Source organism: Nonomuraea sp. NPDC049684, from assembly GCF_044465345.1.
In the GTDB taxonomy this organism is placed as follows: Bacteria; Actinomycetota; Actinomycetes; order Streptosporangiales; family Streptosporangiaceae; genus Nonomuraea.
Genome location: NZ_JBITLO010000005.1, coordinates 552,265 through 566,915, shown reverse-complemented (window position 1 = coordinate 566,915; position 14,651 = coordinate 552,265). Strand labels below are relative to the sequence as shown.

Sequence of the window (14,651 nt, the reverse complement as noted above, 5' to 3'; positions counted from 1 at the left end):
CCCGCATCGCGTCGACCGCCTGCACGCACACCTGCCCTCTCCCAGCACAGCCTCCCAAACACAGCACAAAAGGCGTCCACCTCCCTACGCCCCCAGACAACCCCAAGGCCAGTTACCGTCCTTGGCCATGACTGAGTCCGCCTACCTCGACGCCACCCGAACGGCCTATGACACCGTCGCCCCCGAATACGCCGACCTACTCCGGGACGAACTCGACACCAAGCCCCTGGACCGGGCCATGCTGGGCGCGTTCGCCGAGCTCGTGCAGGGCCCGGATGCCGGAGAGGTGGCTGACCTGGGCTGCGGGCCGGGCCGCGTCACCGCCCACCTCCACGCCCTCGGCGTGAACGCCTTCGGCATCGACCTGTCGCCAAGGATGATCGACGTCGCCCGTCAGAGCCACCCCGGCCTCCGCTTCGAAGTGGGCTCGATGACGGCGCTGGACCTGGCGGACGCGTCCCTGGCCGGCGCCGTCGCGTGGTACTCCACTGTGCACACCCCGCCGGAGCTCCTTCCGACGGTGTTCGCCGAGATCCACCGGGTGCTGGCGCCGGGCGGCCACCTGCTGATCGCGTTCAAGGTGGGCGACGAACGCCGCCACCTCAGCCAGGGCTACGGCCACAAGCTGTCGCTGGACGTCTACTGGACTCCCCCGGAGCACATCGCCGACCTCCTCGCCAAGGCCGGACTGTCCCTGGACGCCCAGCTCATCCGCGAACCCGACGAGAGCGAGAGACCCCGCTCAGGCCGGCAGGCCTTCCTCCTGGCCCACAAATCCACCCACAAACCCACCGACAAGCCGACGGACAAGCCGGAAAACCCAAACTCCAGCTCCTAAGCCCCACCCTCGAACAAGAGCCCCGAAACAGAACTCCCACTGACGGAGGATGTCAGCGATCAAGGGCTAACGTGCCAGCCACCCACCACTTCCTCGAACGCCGCCCCGAAGGAGCACCCGCATGATCCTAGAGATCCGCACCTACCGCCTCAAACCCGGCACCCGCGAAGACTTCGTCCGGATCATGCGCGAAGAAGCCCTCCCCCTCCTGGCGAAGGCGGGCATCGACGTCGTCAGCAGCGGCGCCTCCCTCGTGGACGAGGACGGCCACGAAGAGGCGTACCTCATCCGCGCGTTCCCCTCGAAAGAGACCCGCGACGAGCAGGAGGACGCCTTCTATTCCAGCCCCGAATGGCACCAGGGCCCGCGCGAGGGCATCGTCTCGCGCATCGACGGCTACCACACGATCGTGATCGAGACCACCGACGCCGCCGTCACGGCCCTCCGCGCCTGACGGCGGACGCGGAAGGCGCCCGCCGCCGCCAAAACCGGATGGAAGGTCAGCGGGCCAGTTCCCAGCGGGCGCCGTGCGGCGTGTCCTCGACCGTGATGCCCGCCGCGGCGAGCTGGTCGCGGATCGCGTCGGCCGCCGCGTAGTCCTTACGGGCCCGCGCGGCCTTGCGCTGCTCCAGGGCCACCGCCACGAGCGCGTCGACCACCGGCGACAGGTCCGAGCCGCCCCCGCGCCACTGCGGCGATCGAGGGTCGAGGCCCAGCACGTCGAGCATGTTCTGGGTCTCGGCGAGGAGCCGCGCGATGGCCTCCTTGTCGCCCCGCGACAGCGCCACGTTGCCCTCGCGCACCACCTCGTGCACCACGGCGAGCGCCTGCGGCGTGCCGAGGTCGTCGTCGAGCGCGTCGGCGAACGCCTGCGGAAGGGGCGCGTCGGCGTCGACGTCGTGGATCACCTCGGCGGCGCGGGTGACGAAGCCTTCGATCCGCTGGTAGGCCGCCGCCGCCTCCAGCAGCGCCTCCTCGGAGTACTCGATCGAGGAACGGTAGTGCGGCGCGGCCAGGTAGTAGCGCAGCTCCACCGGACGCACCTTCTGCACCATCTCGGGGATCAGCAGCGAGTTGCCGAGCGACTTGCTCATCTTCTCGGCGCCGATCTTGAGCATGCCGTTGTGCATCCAGTAGCGGGCGAAGCCGTCGCCGGCGGCCTGCGACTGGGCGATCTCGTTCTCGTGGTGAGGGAAGATCAGGTCGATGCCGCCGCCGTGGATGTCGAACGTCGGCCCGAGGTACTTGGTGGCCATCGCCGAGCACTCCAAGTGCCAGCCGGGACGCCCGAGCCCCCACGGCGTGGGCCAGGTCGGCTCGCCCGGCTTGGCGCCCTTCCACAGGGCGAAGTCGCGCGGGTCGCGCTTGAGCGACTCGTCGTCGGTGTCGCCCGCCCCCCGCATGTTCTCCAGCTTCTGGTTGGAGAGCTTGCCGTAGTGGTCGGCATAGGACTGGACGCTGAAGTAGACGTCGCCGCCCGAGGCGTAGGCGTGGCCGCGCTCGATCAGCCGCTCCATGAGCGTGATCATCTCGGGCACGTGGCCGGTCGCCCGCGGCTCGACGGTGGGCGGCAGGCAGCCGAGCGTGTCGTAGGCCCAGGTGAAGGCCCGCTGGTTGCGCTCGGCGATCACGAACCAGGGCACGTCCTCCGCGGCCGACACCCTGATGATCTTGTCATCGATGTCGGTGACGTTGCGGCAGAACGTCACTTCGTATCCGGAACGCGCGAGCCAGCGCCTGAGCACGTCGAAGTTCACGCCTGAGCGGATGTGCCCGATGTGCGGAGGAGCCTGCACGGTGGCCCCACACAGGTAGATCGACGCCCGGCCGGCTTCGACCGGAACGAATTCACGGGTGGCGCGCGTGCTGGTGTCGTAGATGTGCAGGCTCACGAAGGCAAGGCTAACGCCTCGGGGGCTCTCGTAGGCCGATTACTCAGCCTCGCACCGTGACCTTGTCGGGACGGATCCGGATGATCAGACGCTCGGTCCCCGGCTTGTCCTCCCAAGGCCCGCCTATGTACTTCTGGGCCAGCTCCTGGATCAACGCGCCTTCCGGGTCCTCCTCGATCGTCACCCGGCCGCGCACCTCCACGTAGCGGTAGGGGTTGTCCGGGTCGATGACCAGCAGACTCGTCCGCGGGTCGCGCTCGAAATTGCGCGGCTTCACCCGCCCACGGACGGTCGAGAACAGGACGTCGCCGCCGTCCGTGCGCACCCACACCACGGTCGACTGCGGTCCGCCGTCAGGGTTGAGGCTGGTCACCGTCGCATGATTCGGGGCATCCAGGAGTTCGCGGGCTTCTTCCGGCAGCTCGGGCATGTGTCTCCCTCGATCGGTCGTGATCGCCATTCTTCTGTAGTCTCGAAGGCGCCATGGACGTGACTCCCCCCTCTACGCTCCGCCGCCTGGGCATCGCCCTGGCCGGGCTCGCGGTGGCCGCTCTGACCGGAGCCGCCTGCGCGCTGTCCTTCGACGATCTGCGCGCGCTGGCCGTCACCGGCGAGGCGCGGCAGGACCTCGCCTTCCTCTATCCGGCCGCCTTCGACGCGCTGCTCGTGGTAGCGCTGCTCGGCGTGCTGCTGCTGCGCCCCGCCCGGCCGCTGGTGCGGGCGCAGGCCGCCACCGTGCTGGTCCTGCTCATCGTGGCCGCCGCGGCGGCCAACGTGGCGACCGCGCTGCGGTTCACCTTCGACGCGCGCCAGGTGGCCGTGGGCGTGGCCCTGGCGCCCTGGGTCATGCTGGCCGTGGCCCTGTGGCTCTGGCTGCTGCTGATCAAGCACGTCCAGGCTCACCGGGGCGCGGCGCGCGAGGAGGAGGACGACGACGACTTCGTGCCCTTCCACCCGGGCCGCGCGGCCGACACGCCGCCGCCGCTCGTGACCGAGGCGCCCCCGCCCGTGCTGGAGTCCACACCGCTGGTGGGGCCCACGGCCGCGCCGGAGACGCCGCCGGTCCACGTGCCCGAGCGGCAGGCCGTACCGCAGGACCAAGCCCCGGACCCCGAGCCCGTACGAGCCCCTGACCCCGAACCGGAACCCGAGCCGGCCCCAGAACCCGAACCGGAACCGGAGCCGGAGCCGGAGCCGGAACCGGAACCAGAGCCAGAGCCCGAGCCGTTGAGGCGGCCGGTCCGGTGGGGCGACCGGGTGAAGCCGACCGACGTCCTGGTGCATCCCCGCACCGGCACCCGGCCCGCCGACACCCGCGACGTCGACACCAAGCCCGTCCCCGTCATCGAGGACGACCGCAGAGCCGCCGACGAGCCCAGGACGCCCCAGAGCGACTCTGAGGACACCGCACCCCACCCCGTGATCCACGAGGACACCCAGGCCCCGTCCGGCCGCCTGCGCAGCACTCCGCGCCCGCCGGGCCCCGAGGAATAGCGGCCACGCCCCGAAGAAACGCCAGGAACACGAGAGGCCCGTCCGGGATGATCCCGGACGGGCCGTTTCGTGTGCGTCTATCTCGTCTACACCCCTGGCGCCGCTAGACCCTGGAGCCGCGGCGTAGGCCGGCGACCAGGCCGACACCGACGATCGCCAGGACGACCTGCATCACGAGCTCGATCCAGTCGATACCGGGGGTCGTCTCGACGCCGAGCACCTGGGCGATGAGGGTGCCCAGCAGGGCGGCGACGATGCCGACGACGATGGTGAGGATCCACCCGATGGCCTGCCTGCCGGGCAGCAGCAGGCGACCGATTGCGCCAATGACGGCGCCAATCACGATGGCGCCAAGGATGGACTGAATGGTCATGACACGAAACCTCCCCGTGAAAGTGAGCCGTTCACTCTCACGAGGAGCTTCGCTACCCGATCGCCGCCGATTATGCGCCGGCTTTACGAACGAGCAGGTCAGGTCGTGGTTCGACCGGTGCGTCCACCGCGTCCCCCCCAGCCCATCCGCGTCACGAGCAGCACGCCGACCACAGCCAGGACGAGCTGGAGTATGTGTTCGAGCCAGTCGATGCCCTTGGTGTCGGCCCAGCCGAACGCCTGCGCGATCAGGGTGCCGATCAGGGCGGCCACGATGCCCACGATGAGCGTCAGGCCGATGGACATGTTCTGCCTGCCAGGCACTATGAGCCGGGCCAGCGCACCGACGATGGCGCCGATGACTACTGCGGAAACGATCGCGCCGATCATGTGTGACTCCCCCCGAGACGTTCACATGTCTTAGATGGGGACATACCCGACACCTGGGGAAACTACCCCCTGAGGAAGGCGGCGGTCCGTACCGCGCCAGTGACGAACCGCCGCCCCCACAGTTGGCGGGTTCGGCGACGACCCGCCGGGACACCCTCACGCATCCCATACATAAGACGCTGAATGCCTACGAAAGGTTGACCACGACCGCCGTGGCGATGGCGGCGATCCCCTCGCCGCGCCCGGTGAGCCCGAGCCCGTCGGTGGTGGTCGCCGAGACGCTCACCGGCGCCCCCACGGCCCCGCCGAGCGCCAGCTCGGCCTCGGTACGCCGAGGAGCCATCTTGGGACGGTTGCCGATCACCTGGACGGCCACGTTGCCGATCTCGAAGCCCGCCGCGCGCACCTGGCGGGCGGTCTCCTGCAGCAGGGTGACCCCGGAAGCCCCGGCCCAGCGTGGATCGGACGTGCCGAACAGGCCGCCCAGGTCGCCCAGGCCGGCCGCGGACAGCAGCGCGTCGCAGGCGGCATGCGCCGCGACGTCGCCGTCGGAATGACCGTCGAGCCCCAGCTCGGCCGGCCAGCGAAGGCCGGCGAGGCTGAGCTCACGCCCCGAGTCCGCCGAAGCGAACGGGTGGACGTCGACTCCGACGCCCACCCGTGGAAGATTCGTGTTCAGGAGTTGAGAACCTCGTCGAGCAGGGCCTCAGCCTTGTCCTCATTGGTCTTCTCGGCGAGCGCGAGCTCGCTGACGAGGATCTGACGAGCCTTCGCGAGCATGCGCTTCTCGCCCGCTGACAGGCCGCGCTCGCGGTCGCGACGCCACAGGTCGCGAACCACCTCCGCAACCTTGTTCACATCGCCGGAGGCGAGCTTCTCCAGATTGGCCTTGTAACGGCGCGACCAGTTGGTCGGCTCCTCCGTGTGCGGCATCCGAAGAACATCGAAAACCCGCTCAAGGCCTTCCTGGCCGACGACGTCGCGCACACCGACGAGTTCCGCGTTTTCTGCTGGCACCTGGACGGTAAGGTCGCCCTTGTCGACCTTGAGCACCAGGTAGGTCTTTTCCTCACCCTTGATGGATCGCTTCGTGATTGCTTCGATCCGAGCAGCCCCATGGTGGGGGTAGACGACAGTGTCGCCGACCTGGAAAGTCATGTGACAAGTACCCCTTCCGCTGTACTCCAGGGTACCACGCATCCACAGCCTCCCGGAACAGTGAAATCCTCATAACTGCAGGTCAAAGCCGCATATTGGGGCTTGACAAGTCCTCGACCGTATGAATCGCATTTCCGGACATAGCGAATGACCTGCAGGGGTGCGGATATGACCATGGATTCAGGTGGATATGGTAGGCGCTGCCCAACACCCCATGCGCCATACCGCGCAAGAGCAAGGAGAACCCGCACGTGACCAGCCGTCGCTGGATTGTCGTAGCCGCCGCGTTCTTGGCAGCCCCCGTGCTCGCGGGCTGCGGGGCAGGATTCGACGCCAACACCAACAAGCCGTACGCCCCGAACGAGGCGGTCGCACTCATCGACCAGGGTGCTTATGGCACGCGCGGCATTCACATCCCGCAGGCGTTCATCCTCGGCCCCGACTCCGGCGCCCAGCTCCCGTGGCGCGGTTCGGCCCCGATCTACCTGAACATCCTCAACACCGCGGGCGCCGCCGACACCCTCCAGGCCGTCTCCGCGGGCTCGGTCGGGTCCGTGAAGGTCGCCACGCCGATCCAGCTTCCCCCCAACCAGCTCGTCAACACCGGCAAGCCGCAGCCCCAGCTGATGCTGGAGAGCATCTCCACGAGCCTCAGAGGCGGCGAGAGCGTGCGTCTGGACCTCCAGTTCGCCAACGCCGGGACAGTGACCCTGACCGTCCCTGTGGTCACGCGCAGCCGTGAGTTCAAGGACTACCCCGCCGCCCCCAACGCCACCCCGGCTCCGACGCCCTCGGCGTCGGCCACCCCCACGGCCACCGAAGAGGCCCACTGACGGCATGAGAGAACCTTTGTTCTGGTACGAACCCACGTACCAGAACAAGGGTCGTTCACTCCTCGACGGCGTCGAACTTGTAGCCCAGGCCGCGCACGGTGAGGATGCAGCGCGGGTTCGACGGGTCCGCCTCGATCTTGGCCCGCAGGCGCTTGACGTGGACGTCGAGCGTCTTGGTGTCGCCCACGTAGTCGGCGCCCCAGACGCGGTCGATGAGCTGGCCGCGGGTGAGCACCCGGCCGGCGTTGCGCAGCAGCACCTCCAGCAGCTCGAACTCCTTCAGCGGCAGCTGCACCTGCTCGCCGCGCACCGCGACGACGTGGCGGTCGACGTCCATGCGCACGGGGCCGACGGCCAGGACGGCCGTCTCCAGCTCCTCCACCACGTCGCCCTGACGGCGCAGCACCGCGCGGATGCGGGCCACCAGCTCCCGTGAGGAGAACGGCTTGGTCACGTAGTCGTCGGCGCCCAGCTCCAGGCCCACGACCTTGTCGATCTCGCTGTCCTTGGCGGTCAGCATGATGACCGGCACCTTCGAGCGCTGCCGCAGCGAGCGGCACACCTCGGTGCCCGGCAGGCCGGGCAGCATCAGGTCGAGCAGCACGAGGTCCGCGCCGTTGCGGTCGAACGTGTCGAGCGCCTCGGGCCCGGTCGCCGCGACCGACACCTCGAAGCCCTCCTTGCGCAGCATGTAGGACAAGGCGTCGGAGAAGGACTCCTCATCCTCAACCACTAGAACTCTGGTCATTTTGCGGTCTCCAGGGGAATCGAGGGTGGTACTGCCACCGCCGTGCCGCCGAAGGCGGGCAGACGGAGGGTGAAGGTGGACCCGGAGCCTTCCTTGCTCCAGACGGACACCTCGCCCGCGTGGGCCGCGGCGACGTGCTTGACGATGGCCAGGCCGAGCCCGGTGCCGCCGGTCGCCCGTGACCTGGCCGCGTCGACGCGGAAGAAGCGCTCGAAGATGCGCTCCAGAGACTCCTCGGGGATGCCGATGCCCTGGTCGCTGACGCTGATCTCGACGGAGTCGCCGGCCGGGCGGACGCTGACCACGACCCGCGTGTGCTCGGGGCTGTAGGCGACGGCGTTGTCGATGAGGTTGCGCAGGGCGGTGACCAGCAGCTCGTCGTCGCCCCAGATGCGCAGGCCCTCGGTGCCGCCGGTGACCAGCGTGATGTCCTTGGCCACCGCCTTGGTGTTGCAGTGGTCGATGGCGTCGTGGATCGCCTCGTCGATGGCGACCTGGCCCGGGGTGGGGATGGGCTCGGCGCCCTGGATCCTGCTCAGCGTGATCAGGTCCTGGACCAGGTAGGTGAGCCGGGCGGCCTCGTGCTGCATGCGCCCGGCGAAGCGGGTGACCGCCTCGGGGTCGTCGGCGGCGTCCTGGATGGTCTCGGCCAGCAGGCTCAGCGCGCCCACGGGGGTCTTCAGCTCGTGGCTGACGTTGGCGACGAAGTCGCGCCGCACGGCCTCGACCCTGCGCCGCTCGGTCTGGTCCTCGGCCAGCACCAGCACCTGGCCGTAGGAGCCGAGGGGGGCGACGCGGACGGCGAAGTTCGTCGTCTCCTGGCCGAACTTGTGGCCGGCGACGTCGATCTCGCTCTCGCGGATCTCGCCGTCGCGGCGTACCTGTCTTGCCAGTGCGAGCAGCTCCGCGGCCATCAGCCTGTCGCCCTTGACCAGCCCGAACGCGCGCGCGGCCGAGCTGGCGCGCAGCACGCGGTCGTGCGCGTCGAGCACGACGGCGGACGAGGGGAGCACGGCGAGCACGGAGGCCACGCCCTGCGGCAGCGCCGCTCCGGTCTCGACGCCGTCGGCTGCATCGGTCCTCTTCGGAGCCTCGATCTGGTTCCGGTAGAACAGGACCGCCAGGGCTCCCACGACGAACCCGGCCAGGGCCGCGAAGCTCATGGCCATCTCACTCATGCCTTCGATGGTAGGTGGCGAAGCCCAAGGAACAGACCTCTCACCTGCGGATGAACGGCCCTTTCCTGGAAAGTTCATCTCGCAGTAGAGGTTCGTTCATCGAGTGGCACGTACGGTGACGACATGCGCGACGCGTACCATGAAGAACTTGATCTCCTGACGGGCAAGCTGGTCGAGATGACGAGGCTGGTCCGCTCGGCCATCTCCCGTGCCACCACGGCCCTCCTCGACGCCGACCTCCAGCTCGCCGAGAGCGTCATCTCCCGTGACCAGGAGGTGAACGCCATCTTCGCCGACATCGAGTCGTCGATCTTCGAGCTGATGGCCAGGCAGCAGCCGGTCGCGGTGGACCTGCGAATGGTCATCACGGCGCTGCGCATGGGCACCGACCTCGAACGCATGGGCGACCTCGCCGTCCATGTGGCCAAGGTGGCCCGCCTGCGGCACCCCGACTCGGCGATTCCGCCCGAGACGCGCTCGACCATCGTGGAAATGGGGCAGATCGCCGAGAACCTGGTCACCAAGGCCGGGAGCTGCGTGGCCTCCAGGGACGTGGAGTCGGCCCTCGAACTGGAGGAGGACGACGACGCGATGGACCGGCTGCACCGCCGGCTGTTCCGCAACATCCTGGCCAAGGACTGGAAGCACGGCGTGGAGCCGGCGATCGACATCACGCTGATCGGCCGGTACTACGAGCGGTACGCCGACCACGCGGTGCGAGTGGCGAGGGACGTCGTCTACCTGGTCACCGGCTCCCGTCCCAGCTGACGGCCTCCCGGAGGCGAGCTCTTCACCCGGACGCAGCGGGCGGCACCTGTCGGGGGGCCGCCCGCTTCGCATGTCCCCGGCCGGGCATGGGGCGGGAAAACCGGCGGGACAAGCCGGCGGGACGAACCGGCGGGACGAACCCGCTGTGCAAACCGGCGGGACAAACTGCGGCGAGCAGCGACAGACGCCCGCCAACCGCCTCGTCTCCTGGTCAAAAGCGGATGCGGCGACGTCTCCGCATGTGGCACGCTCCGCCGGTGAATCGTGAACAGATCTCCCGGCTCGCCCACGCGGACCATCCGATCGCGGCTCCGCTCGACGACGACTCGGTGCGCCGCCTCCTCGACCGCGCCCTCCCCCAGGGCGACGCGCGCGTGCTCGACCTCGGCTGCGGCGGCGGGGAGTGGCTGCTGCGCGCGCTGGGCGCGCATCCCAAGCTGCAGGCGGAGGGCGTGGACATCGCCGAGGGCTCGCTGGCGCACGCCCGCGAGAGCGCGCAGGCGCTGGGCGTCCACGACAGGCTCGTCCTGCATCGTGCGGACGCCGCCGAGTTCACCTCCCCGCACGCGTTCGACCTGGTGATCAGCGTGGGGGCGACGCACGCGTTCGGCGGCCTGCTCCCCACGCTCGCGGCGGCGCGCGAGCACCTGGCCCCCGGCGGGCGCGTCCTGGTGGGCGACGGCTTCTGGGCCCGGGAGCCGTCCGCGGAGGCGGTGGAGATGCTCGGCGAGCTCACTGACCTGCCGGCCCTGGTGGACCGCGTCACCGCCGACGGCTGGACGCCGGTGCACGGCCACATCAGCACGCGCCAGGAGCTCGACGACTACGAATGGGCCTGGACGGGCTCGCTGGCGTCCTGGGCTCTGGACAACCCCAACCATCCGGACAGGAGCGAGGCCATCACGACGGCCGACGCCCACCGCGCCGAGTGGCTGCGCGTCTACCGGGACGTCTTCGGGTTCGTCACCCTCGTCCTGCGCCCGACGTCCGGCTGACGGGCCGTGCCACGGCCGGTCGCGTCAGGAGGCCGCCTGCCGGCTCCGGCACACGTGCCGCCGTGCCAGCTCGGCCCAGACCGCGGCGGCACGGGCGTACGGGCCCCTGGCGGTCTCCTCGTGCTCCCCTCGCTCGGTGACCCGCCGCACGAAGAACTGCGCCGCCTCGAAGCACAGGACGTACTCCTCGCAACAGGACGCCTCGACCACGCGTACGAGCCCGCGCGACACATGCGGCTCCCAGGTCGGCACGTCAGACCGTCCCGCCCGGAATGCGGGCTTCCCCGGAGGACGGAAGGGGGCAGGAGCGCTCAGCTCTGGCAGAGGTGCTCACATCCCCGAAAGCATAGGCACCTCGCCCCAGAACGGCCCACACATTTCAGAGTCCGGCATCGGCGAATCAGCTCCCCCGGCCCCGACCCCGCGCCCATCGCGGACGCCCCGGACACGACGCCGCAGGCCAAGCCAGGAAACCGGCGGGCGCCTCGCGCGGCACACGCGGCGCCGCGCGAGGCGCCCGAGAAGCTGTGGGGGTCAGCGGCCCTGGTTGGCCACCGCTTCGATGGCGGCCTTGGCGGCCTCCGGGTCGAGGTAGCGCCCGCCGCGCACCCGCGGCTTGAAGTCGGCGTCCAGCTCGTAGGCCAGCGGGATCCCCGTGGGGATGTTGAGCCCGGCGATGTCGTCGTCGCCGATGCCGTCGAGGTGCTTGACCAGGGCGCGCAGCGAGTTGCCGTGCGCGGTCACCAGGACCGTGCGCCCCGCGGCCAGGTCGGGGACGATCTCGTCGTACCAGTACGGCAGCATGCGGTCGACGACGTCCTTCAGGCACTCCGTGCGCGGCATGAGCTCCGGCGGCAGGAGGGCGTAGCGGGGGTCGCCGGCCTGGGAGTACTCGTCGTCGTCGGCGATGGGCGGCGGCGGCACGTCGTACGAGCGGCGCCAGAGCATGAACTGCTCGTCGCCGAACTCCTCACGCGTCTGGGCCTTGTTCTTGCCCTGCAGGGCCCCGTAGTGGCGTTCGTTCAGCCGCCAGCTGCGCTTGACCGGGAGCCAGAGCAGGTCGGCCTCGCCCAGAGCGAGCTGGGCCGTCTGGATGGCCCGGGTCAGGAGGCTGGTGTGCAGGACGTCGGGCCGCAGACCGGCCTCCTGCAGGAGCCGGCCGCCGCGCCGGGCCTCGTCCTCGCCCTTGGCCGACAGGCTGACGTCCACCCAACCGGTGAACAGGCCCTTCGCGTTCCAGTCGCTCTCACCGTGCCGTAGCAGCACCAAAGTCGCCATGCGGCCAATCCTATGGCCGCCGCCCGGAGCGCCGGCAGGTCGCCGGCAGGTCGCCGGCAGGTCACTGCCCGGGGTCGGCGAACCGGGCGAATGCCTGCAGGTTGGCCAGGGACTCGCCGCGCTTGGCACGCCACTCCCACTCCCGCCTGATCGAGGAGGCGAAGCCCAGCTCCAGCGCCCGGTCGAACCAGTCGTCGGCGTACGTCAGCACGCAGCCGAGCAGCCGATCGACCTCCTCCTCGCTGACGGCGGCCAGCGGCAGCCGGCCGACGAGGTAGACGTCACCGACGGGGTCGAGGGAGAAGTGCACGCCGTACATGGCGCCGTTCTTGCCGAGGAGCCAGCGGTAGAACTCCTCGTGGTTCTCGTCCGGCTGGCGGCAGAAGAACGCCTCGACGTGCAGCACCCGCTCGCCGACGATCAGCCATGTCATGGTGGCGAGCTTGTGCTGTCCGGGCAGTTTGACCAGGAACGCCCCGGGCCGCGGCTCGTCGTAGGAGACGTCCGCGGCCTTGAGCGCGGCTTCGACGACATCGCGCATGGGACCCAGCTTAGGAGCGCGCGACGCGAGGGCGTCCAGCCGCTAGAAGTTGAGCGCCACGGGCACCTTGTGCAGATTCGCGACGGCGCCCGCGTACACCTCCATGAGCCGGCCCGCCGTCGCCTGCCAGCCGAAGGCGGCCGCGTGCGTGCGCGCCCCCCGCGACAACTGCTCACGCCATTCCGGCAGGGTGACCAGGCGGTGCAGGACGCGGGCCCATTCGTCGGGGTCGTGCCCGTCCACCAGCACGCCGGAGACGCCGTCGTCGACGGCGGTGCGCAGCCCGCCCACGGCCGCGGCGGCGACCGGCGTCCCGCACGCCTGCGACTCCAGGGCCACGAGCCCGAACGACTCGCTGTAGGACGGCACGACGGTCACGTCCGCCGCCCGGTACCAGTCGGCCAGCTCCTCCTGCGGAGCCGGCGGCACGAGCCGGACGACGTCCGAGATGCCCAGCTCAGCGGCCAGCTCGGTGAGGATGGACGGCCGGGCGAGCCCGTTGCCCGACGGCCCGCCGACGCAGGCGACGACCAGCCGGCCGCGCAGCGAGGGGTCGTCGATGAGCATGCGCGAGGCCGCGCGCAGCAGCACGTCGGGGGCCTTGAGCGGCTGGATGCGGCCCACGAACAGCAGCACGCGGGCGTCCTGCGGCAGGCCGAGCCGCTGCCGGGCGGCGCCCTGCGAGGCGGGCTGGAACACGGTGAGGTTGACGCCGGGGTTCACGACGGCCACGCGCTGCCGGGCGGCGCCGTACAGGTCGATGAGCTCGCGGGCCTCGTCGGCGGTGTTGGCCACGAGGCGGTCGGCGATCTCGACGACCTGTTCCTCGCCCACCACGCGGGCCTGCGGCTCCGGCTTGTCGTCCTGGGCGAGCAGCAGGTTCTTGACCTTGGCCATGGTGTGCATGGTGTGCACGAGCGGCACGCCCCAGCGCTCCTTGGCCAGCCAGCCGACCTGCCCGGACAGCCAGTAGTGGGAGTGGATGACGTCGTAGCGGCCCGGGTCGTACATGGCCTCGGTGCGCAGCACCTCCGACAGGAAGGCGCACAGCTGCCCGGGAAGGTCCGCGCGGTCCATCTCCTCGTACGGCCCTGCCGTCAGGTGCCGTACCAGGACGCCTGGGGCGAGTTCGGCCACGGGCGGCTGGTCGCGGGCGGTGGCCCTGGTGAAGATCTCCACCTCCACGCCGAGTTGCGCCAGTCTCCTGGCCGACTCGACGATGTACACGTTCATCCCACCGGCGTCGCCCGTGCCGGGCTGGTCCAATGGCGATGTGTGCATGCTGATGGTCGCGACCCGGCTGACCCGTCGTCGCCTCACTCGACATCACCTCCAAGCGGAATACAACTATCCGAATTTTTTCGACATTCCCTGCCGCGGTTCGCACCGCGTCCGCCCTGGCAGGATGAGGGGCATGCAGAGAACGGCAGTGGTGACCGGCGCGAGCGGCGGCATCGGCGAGGCGACCGCGCGGCGGCTCGCCGCTGAAGGTTACGTGGTGGTGGCGGGCGCCCGTCGCCGCGACCGGCTGGACAAGCTGGCCGCGGAGGTGCCCTCGATCAGGCCGGTGACGCTCGACGTGACCTCTCAGGAGTCGGTCGACGCGCTGGTCGGCTCGCTCGACCGCTGCGACGTGCTGGTCAACAACGCCGGTGGCGCGCTCGGCATGGAATCGGTCACGGACGGCCTTCTGGACGACTGGCAGCAGATGTACGACACGAACGTACTCGGCTCCCTACGCATGACCCAGGCGCTGATCCCCAAACTCGTGGAGTCGGGCGACGGCGTGCTGGTGATGCTGACCTCGACCGCCGCCCTGGTCTCGTACGAGGGCGGCGGCGGCTACTGCGCGGCCAAGCACGCCCAGTCCGCGATGGCCGAGACCCTCCGCCTTGAGCTGGTCGGTCAGCCGGTCCGGGTGGTCGAGATCGCGCCGGGCATGGTCAGGAGCGAGGGCTTCGCGGTCACCCGCTTCCGCGGCGACGAGGCCGCCGCCGCCCGCGTGTACGAGGGCGTCCCCGACCCGCTGTCCTCCGACGACGTGGCCGACGCCATCGCCTGGTGCGTGACACGCCCGTCGCACGTCAACATCGACCGCCTGGTGATCAGGCCGCGCGCCCAGGCCGCCCAGCACAAGGTGCACCGCGTCAGCGGAGGCTGAGCCGG

The 14,651-nt window shown here is 70.1% G+C and carries 19 protein-coding genes; 7 read left to right on the top strand and 12 right to left on the bottom strand.

The window, feature by feature from the left end:
- The first annotated feature begins 127 nt into the window (after nucleotides 1-127).
- Nucleotides 128-838: a class I SAM-dependent DNA methyltransferase gene (locus ACIBST_RS20040; RefSeq protein WP_397173416.1), complete on the top strand. Its 711-nt coding sequence runs from the start codon at nucleotides 128-130 to the stop codon at nucleotides 836-838.
- 121 nt (nucleotides 839-959) lie between these two features.
- The gene (locus ACIBST_RS20035) at nucleotides 960-1,292 is read left to right on the top strand and encodes an NIPSNAP family protein (protein WP_397173414.1); all 333 of its coding nucleotides are present in this window, start codon (nucleotides 960-962) and stop codon (nucleotides 1,290-1,292) included.
- Nucleotides 1,293-1,338: 46 nt separating this feature from the next.
- Here the strand turns inward: ACIBST_RS20035 and cysS are convergent, their stop codons facing one another.
- A complete protein-coding gene (gene cysS / locus ACIBST_RS20030) occupies nucleotides 1,339-2,730 on the bottom strand; it encodes a cysteine--tRNA ligase (protein WP_397173412.1) in 1,392 nt (463 codons plus the stop codon).
- A 43-nt stretch (nucleotides 2,731-2,773) separates the two neighbouring features.
- On the bottom strand, nucleotides 2,774-3,160 hold the full coding sequence (locus ACIBST_RS20025) for a PPOX class F420-dependent oxidoreductase (RefSeq protein WP_397173410.1): 387 nt from the start codon (nucleotides 3,158-3,160) through the stop codon (nucleotides 2,774-2,776).
- A 59-nt stretch (nucleotides 3,161-3,219) separates the two neighbouring features.
- Between ACIBST_RS20025 and ACIBST_RS20020 the strand changes: the two genes are divergently transcribed.
- Entirely contained in the window at nucleotides 3,220-4,224 is a 1,005-nt protein-coding gene (locus ACIBST_RS20020; RefSeq protein ID WP_397173408.1) for a DUF2637 domain-containing protein, read from the top strand.
- Nucleotides 4,225-4,327: 103 nt separating this feature from the next.
- Here ACIBST_RS20020 and ACIBST_RS20015 read toward each other — a convergent pair whose 3' ends face one another.
- From ACIBST_RS20015 to ACIBST_RS20000, 4 genes are all read right to left on the bottom strand, one after another.
- Entirely contained in the window at nucleotides 4,328-4,597 is a 270-nt protein-coding gene (locus ACIBST_RS20015) for a GlsB/YeaQ/YmgE family stress response membrane protein (protein WP_352322341.1), read from the bottom strand.
- 98 nt (nucleotides 4,598-4,695) lie between these two features.
- A complete protein-coding gene (locus ACIBST_RS20010; protein WP_352322343.1) occupies nucleotides 4,696-4,986 on the bottom strand; it encodes a GlsB/YeaQ/YmgE family stress response membrane protein in 291 nt (96 codons plus the stop codon).
- A gap of 187 nt (nucleotides 4,987-5,173) precedes the next feature.
- A complete protein-coding gene (gene ispF / locus ACIBST_RS20005; RefSeq protein ID WP_397173406.1) occupies nucleotides 5,174-5,644 on the bottom strand; it encodes a 2-C-methyl-D-erythritol 2,4-cyclodiphosphate synthase in 471 nt (156 codons plus the stop codon).
- A gap of 17 nt (nucleotides 5,645-5,661) precedes the next feature.
- Nucleotides 5,662-6,144 carry a CarD family transcriptional regulator gene (locus ACIBST_RS20000; protein ID WP_043624891.1) on the bottom strand — a complete coding sequence of 161 codons (483 nt, stop codon included), beginning with the start codon at nucleotides 6,142-6,144 and terminating at the stop codon, nucleotides 5,662-5,664.
- A gap of 251 nt (nucleotides 6,145-6,395) precedes the next feature.
- Between ACIBST_RS20000 and ACIBST_RS19995 the strand changes: the two genes are divergently transcribed.
- A complete protein-coding gene (locus tag ACIBST_RS19995; protein ID WP_397173404.1) occupies nucleotides 6,396-6,977 on the top strand; it encodes a copper chaperone PCu(A)C in 582 nt (193 codons plus the stop codon).
- A gap of 55 nt (nucleotides 6,978-7,032) precedes the next feature.
- On the opposite strand, the gene ACIBST_RS19990 is transcribed toward ACIBST_RS19995, so the two are convergent.
- A complete protein-coding gene (locus ACIBST_RS19990) occupies nucleotides 7,033-7,725 on the bottom strand; it encodes a response regulator transcription factor (protein ID WP_195898926.1) in 693 nt (230 codons plus the stop codon).
- The gene (locus tag ACIBST_RS19985; RefSeq protein WP_397173551.1) at nucleotides 7,722-8,894 is read right to left on the bottom strand and encodes a sensor histidine kinase; all 1,173 of its coding nucleotides are present in this window, start codon (nucleotides 8,892-8,894) and stop codon (nucleotides 7,722-7,724) included. The genes ACIBST_RS19990 and ACIBST_RS19985 overlap by 4 nt, the downstream gene beginning before the upstream one ends.
- A gap of 132 nt (nucleotides 8,895-9,026) precedes the next feature.
- On the opposite strand from ACIBST_RS19985, the gene phoU reads away from it, so the two are divergent.
- Together phoU and ACIBST_RS19975 are read left to right on the top strand one after the other, a co-directional pair.
- On the top strand, nucleotides 9,027-9,671 hold the full coding sequence (gene phoU, locus ACIBST_RS19980) for a phosphate signaling complex protein PhoU (protein WP_397173402.1): 645 nt from the start codon (nucleotides 9,027-9,029) through the stop codon (nucleotides 9,669-9,671).
- A gap of 257 nt (nucleotides 9,672-9,928) precedes the next feature.
- The gene (locus tag ACIBST_RS19975; RefSeq protein ID WP_397173400.1) at nucleotides 9,929-10,666 is read left to right on the top strand and encodes an SAM-dependent methyltransferase; all 738 of its coding nucleotides are present in this window, start codon (nucleotides 9,929-9,931) and stop codon (nucleotides 10,664-10,666) included.
- A gap of 24 nt (nucleotides 10,667-10,690) precedes the next feature.
- Here the strand turns inward: ACIBST_RS19975 and ACIBST_RS19970 are convergent, their stop codons facing one another.
- From ACIBST_RS19970 to mshA, 4 genes are all read right to left on the bottom strand, one after another.
- A complete protein-coding gene (locus ACIBST_RS19970; protein WP_397173398.1) occupies nucleotides 10,691-10,897 on the bottom strand; it encodes a hypothetical protein in 207 nt (68 codons plus the stop codon).
- 303 nt (nucleotides 10,898-11,200) lie between these two features.
- A complete protein-coding gene (locus tag ACIBST_RS19965) occupies nucleotides 11,201-11,944 on the bottom strand; it encodes a phosphoglyceromutase (protein ID WP_397173396.1) in 744 nt (247 codons plus the stop codon).
- A 61-nt stretch (nucleotides 11,945-12,005) separates the two neighbouring features.
- Nucleotides 12,006-12,485: a YbjN domain-containing protein gene (locus ACIBST_RS19960; RefSeq protein WP_397173394.1), complete on the bottom strand. Its 480-nt coding sequence runs from the start codon at nucleotides 12,483-12,485 to the stop codon at nucleotides 12,006-12,008.
- A gap of 42 nt (nucleotides 12,486-12,527) precedes the next feature.
- Nucleotides 12,528-13,805 carry a D-inositol-3-phosphate glycosyltransferase gene (gene mshA, locus ACIBST_RS19955; protein WP_397173392.1) on the bottom strand — a complete coding sequence of 426 codons (1,278 nt, stop codon included), beginning with the start codon at nucleotides 13,803-13,805 and terminating at the stop codon, nucleotides 12,528-12,530.
- A gap of 94 nt (nucleotides 13,806-13,899) precedes the next feature.
- Between mshA and ACIBST_RS19950 the strand changes: the two genes are divergently transcribed.
- The gene (locus tag ACIBST_RS19950) at nucleotides 13,900-14,646 is read left to right on the top strand and encodes an SDR family NAD(P)-dependent oxidoreductase (RefSeq protein ID WP_397173390.1); all 747 of its coding nucleotides are present in this window, start codon (nucleotides 13,900-13,902) and stop codon (nucleotides 14,644-14,646) included.
- The last annotated feature ends 5 nt before the right edge of the window (nucleotides 14,647-14,651 follow it).

Excerpts from the sequence above, each read along its gene's own strand:
- ACIBST_RS20040 (WP_397173416.1), top strand. The coding sequence starts at position 128 with ATGACTGAGTCCGCCTACCTCGACGCCACCCGAACGGCCTATGACACC.
- ACIBST_RS20035 (WP_397173414.1), top strand. The coding sequence starts at position 960 with ATGATCCTAGAGATCCGCACCTACCGCCTCAAACCCGGCACCCGCGAA.
- ACIBST_RS20025 (WP_397173410.1), bottom strand. The coding sequence starts at position 3,160 with ATGCCCGAGCTGCCGGAAGAAGCCCGCGAACTCCTGGATGCCCCGAAT.
- ACIBST_RS20015 (WP_352322341.1), bottom strand. The coding sequence starts at position 4,597 with ATGACCATTCAGTCCATCCTTGGCGCCATCGTGATTGGCGCCGTCATT.
- ACIBST_RS20010 (WP_352322343.1), bottom strand. The coding sequence starts at position 4,986 with ATGATCGGCGCGATCGTTTCCGCAGTAGTCATCGGCGCCATCGTCGGT.
- ACIBST_RS20000 (WP_043624891.1), bottom strand. The coding sequence starts at position 6,144 with ATGACTTTCCAGGTCGGCGACACTGTCGTCTACCCCCACCATGGGGCT.
- ACIBST_RS19990 (WP_195898926.1), bottom strand. The coding sequence starts at position 7,725 with ATGACCAGAGTTCTAGTGGTTGAGGATGAGGAGTCCTTCTCCGACGCC.
- ACIBST_RS19985 (WP_397173551.1), bottom strand. The coding sequence starts at position 8,894 with ATGGCCATGAGCTTCGCGGCCCTGGCCGGGTTCGTCGTGGGAGCCCTG.
- phoU (WP_397173402.1), top strand. The coding sequence starts at position 9,027 with ATGCGCGACGCGTACCATGAAGAACTTGATCTCCTGACGGGCAAGCTG.
- ACIBST_RS19965 (WP_397173396.1), bottom strand. The coding sequence starts at position 11,944 with ATGGCGACTTTGGTGCTGCTACGGCACGGTGAGAGCGACTGGAACGCG.
- ACIBST_RS19960 (WP_397173394.1), bottom strand. The coding sequence starts at position 12,485 with ATGCGCGATGTCGTCGAAGCCGCGCTCAAGGCCGCGGACGTCTCCTAC.
- ACIBST_RS19950 (WP_397173390.1), top strand. The coding sequence starts at position 13,900 with ATGCAGAGAACGGCAGTGGTGACCGGCGCGAGCGGCGGCATCGGCGAG.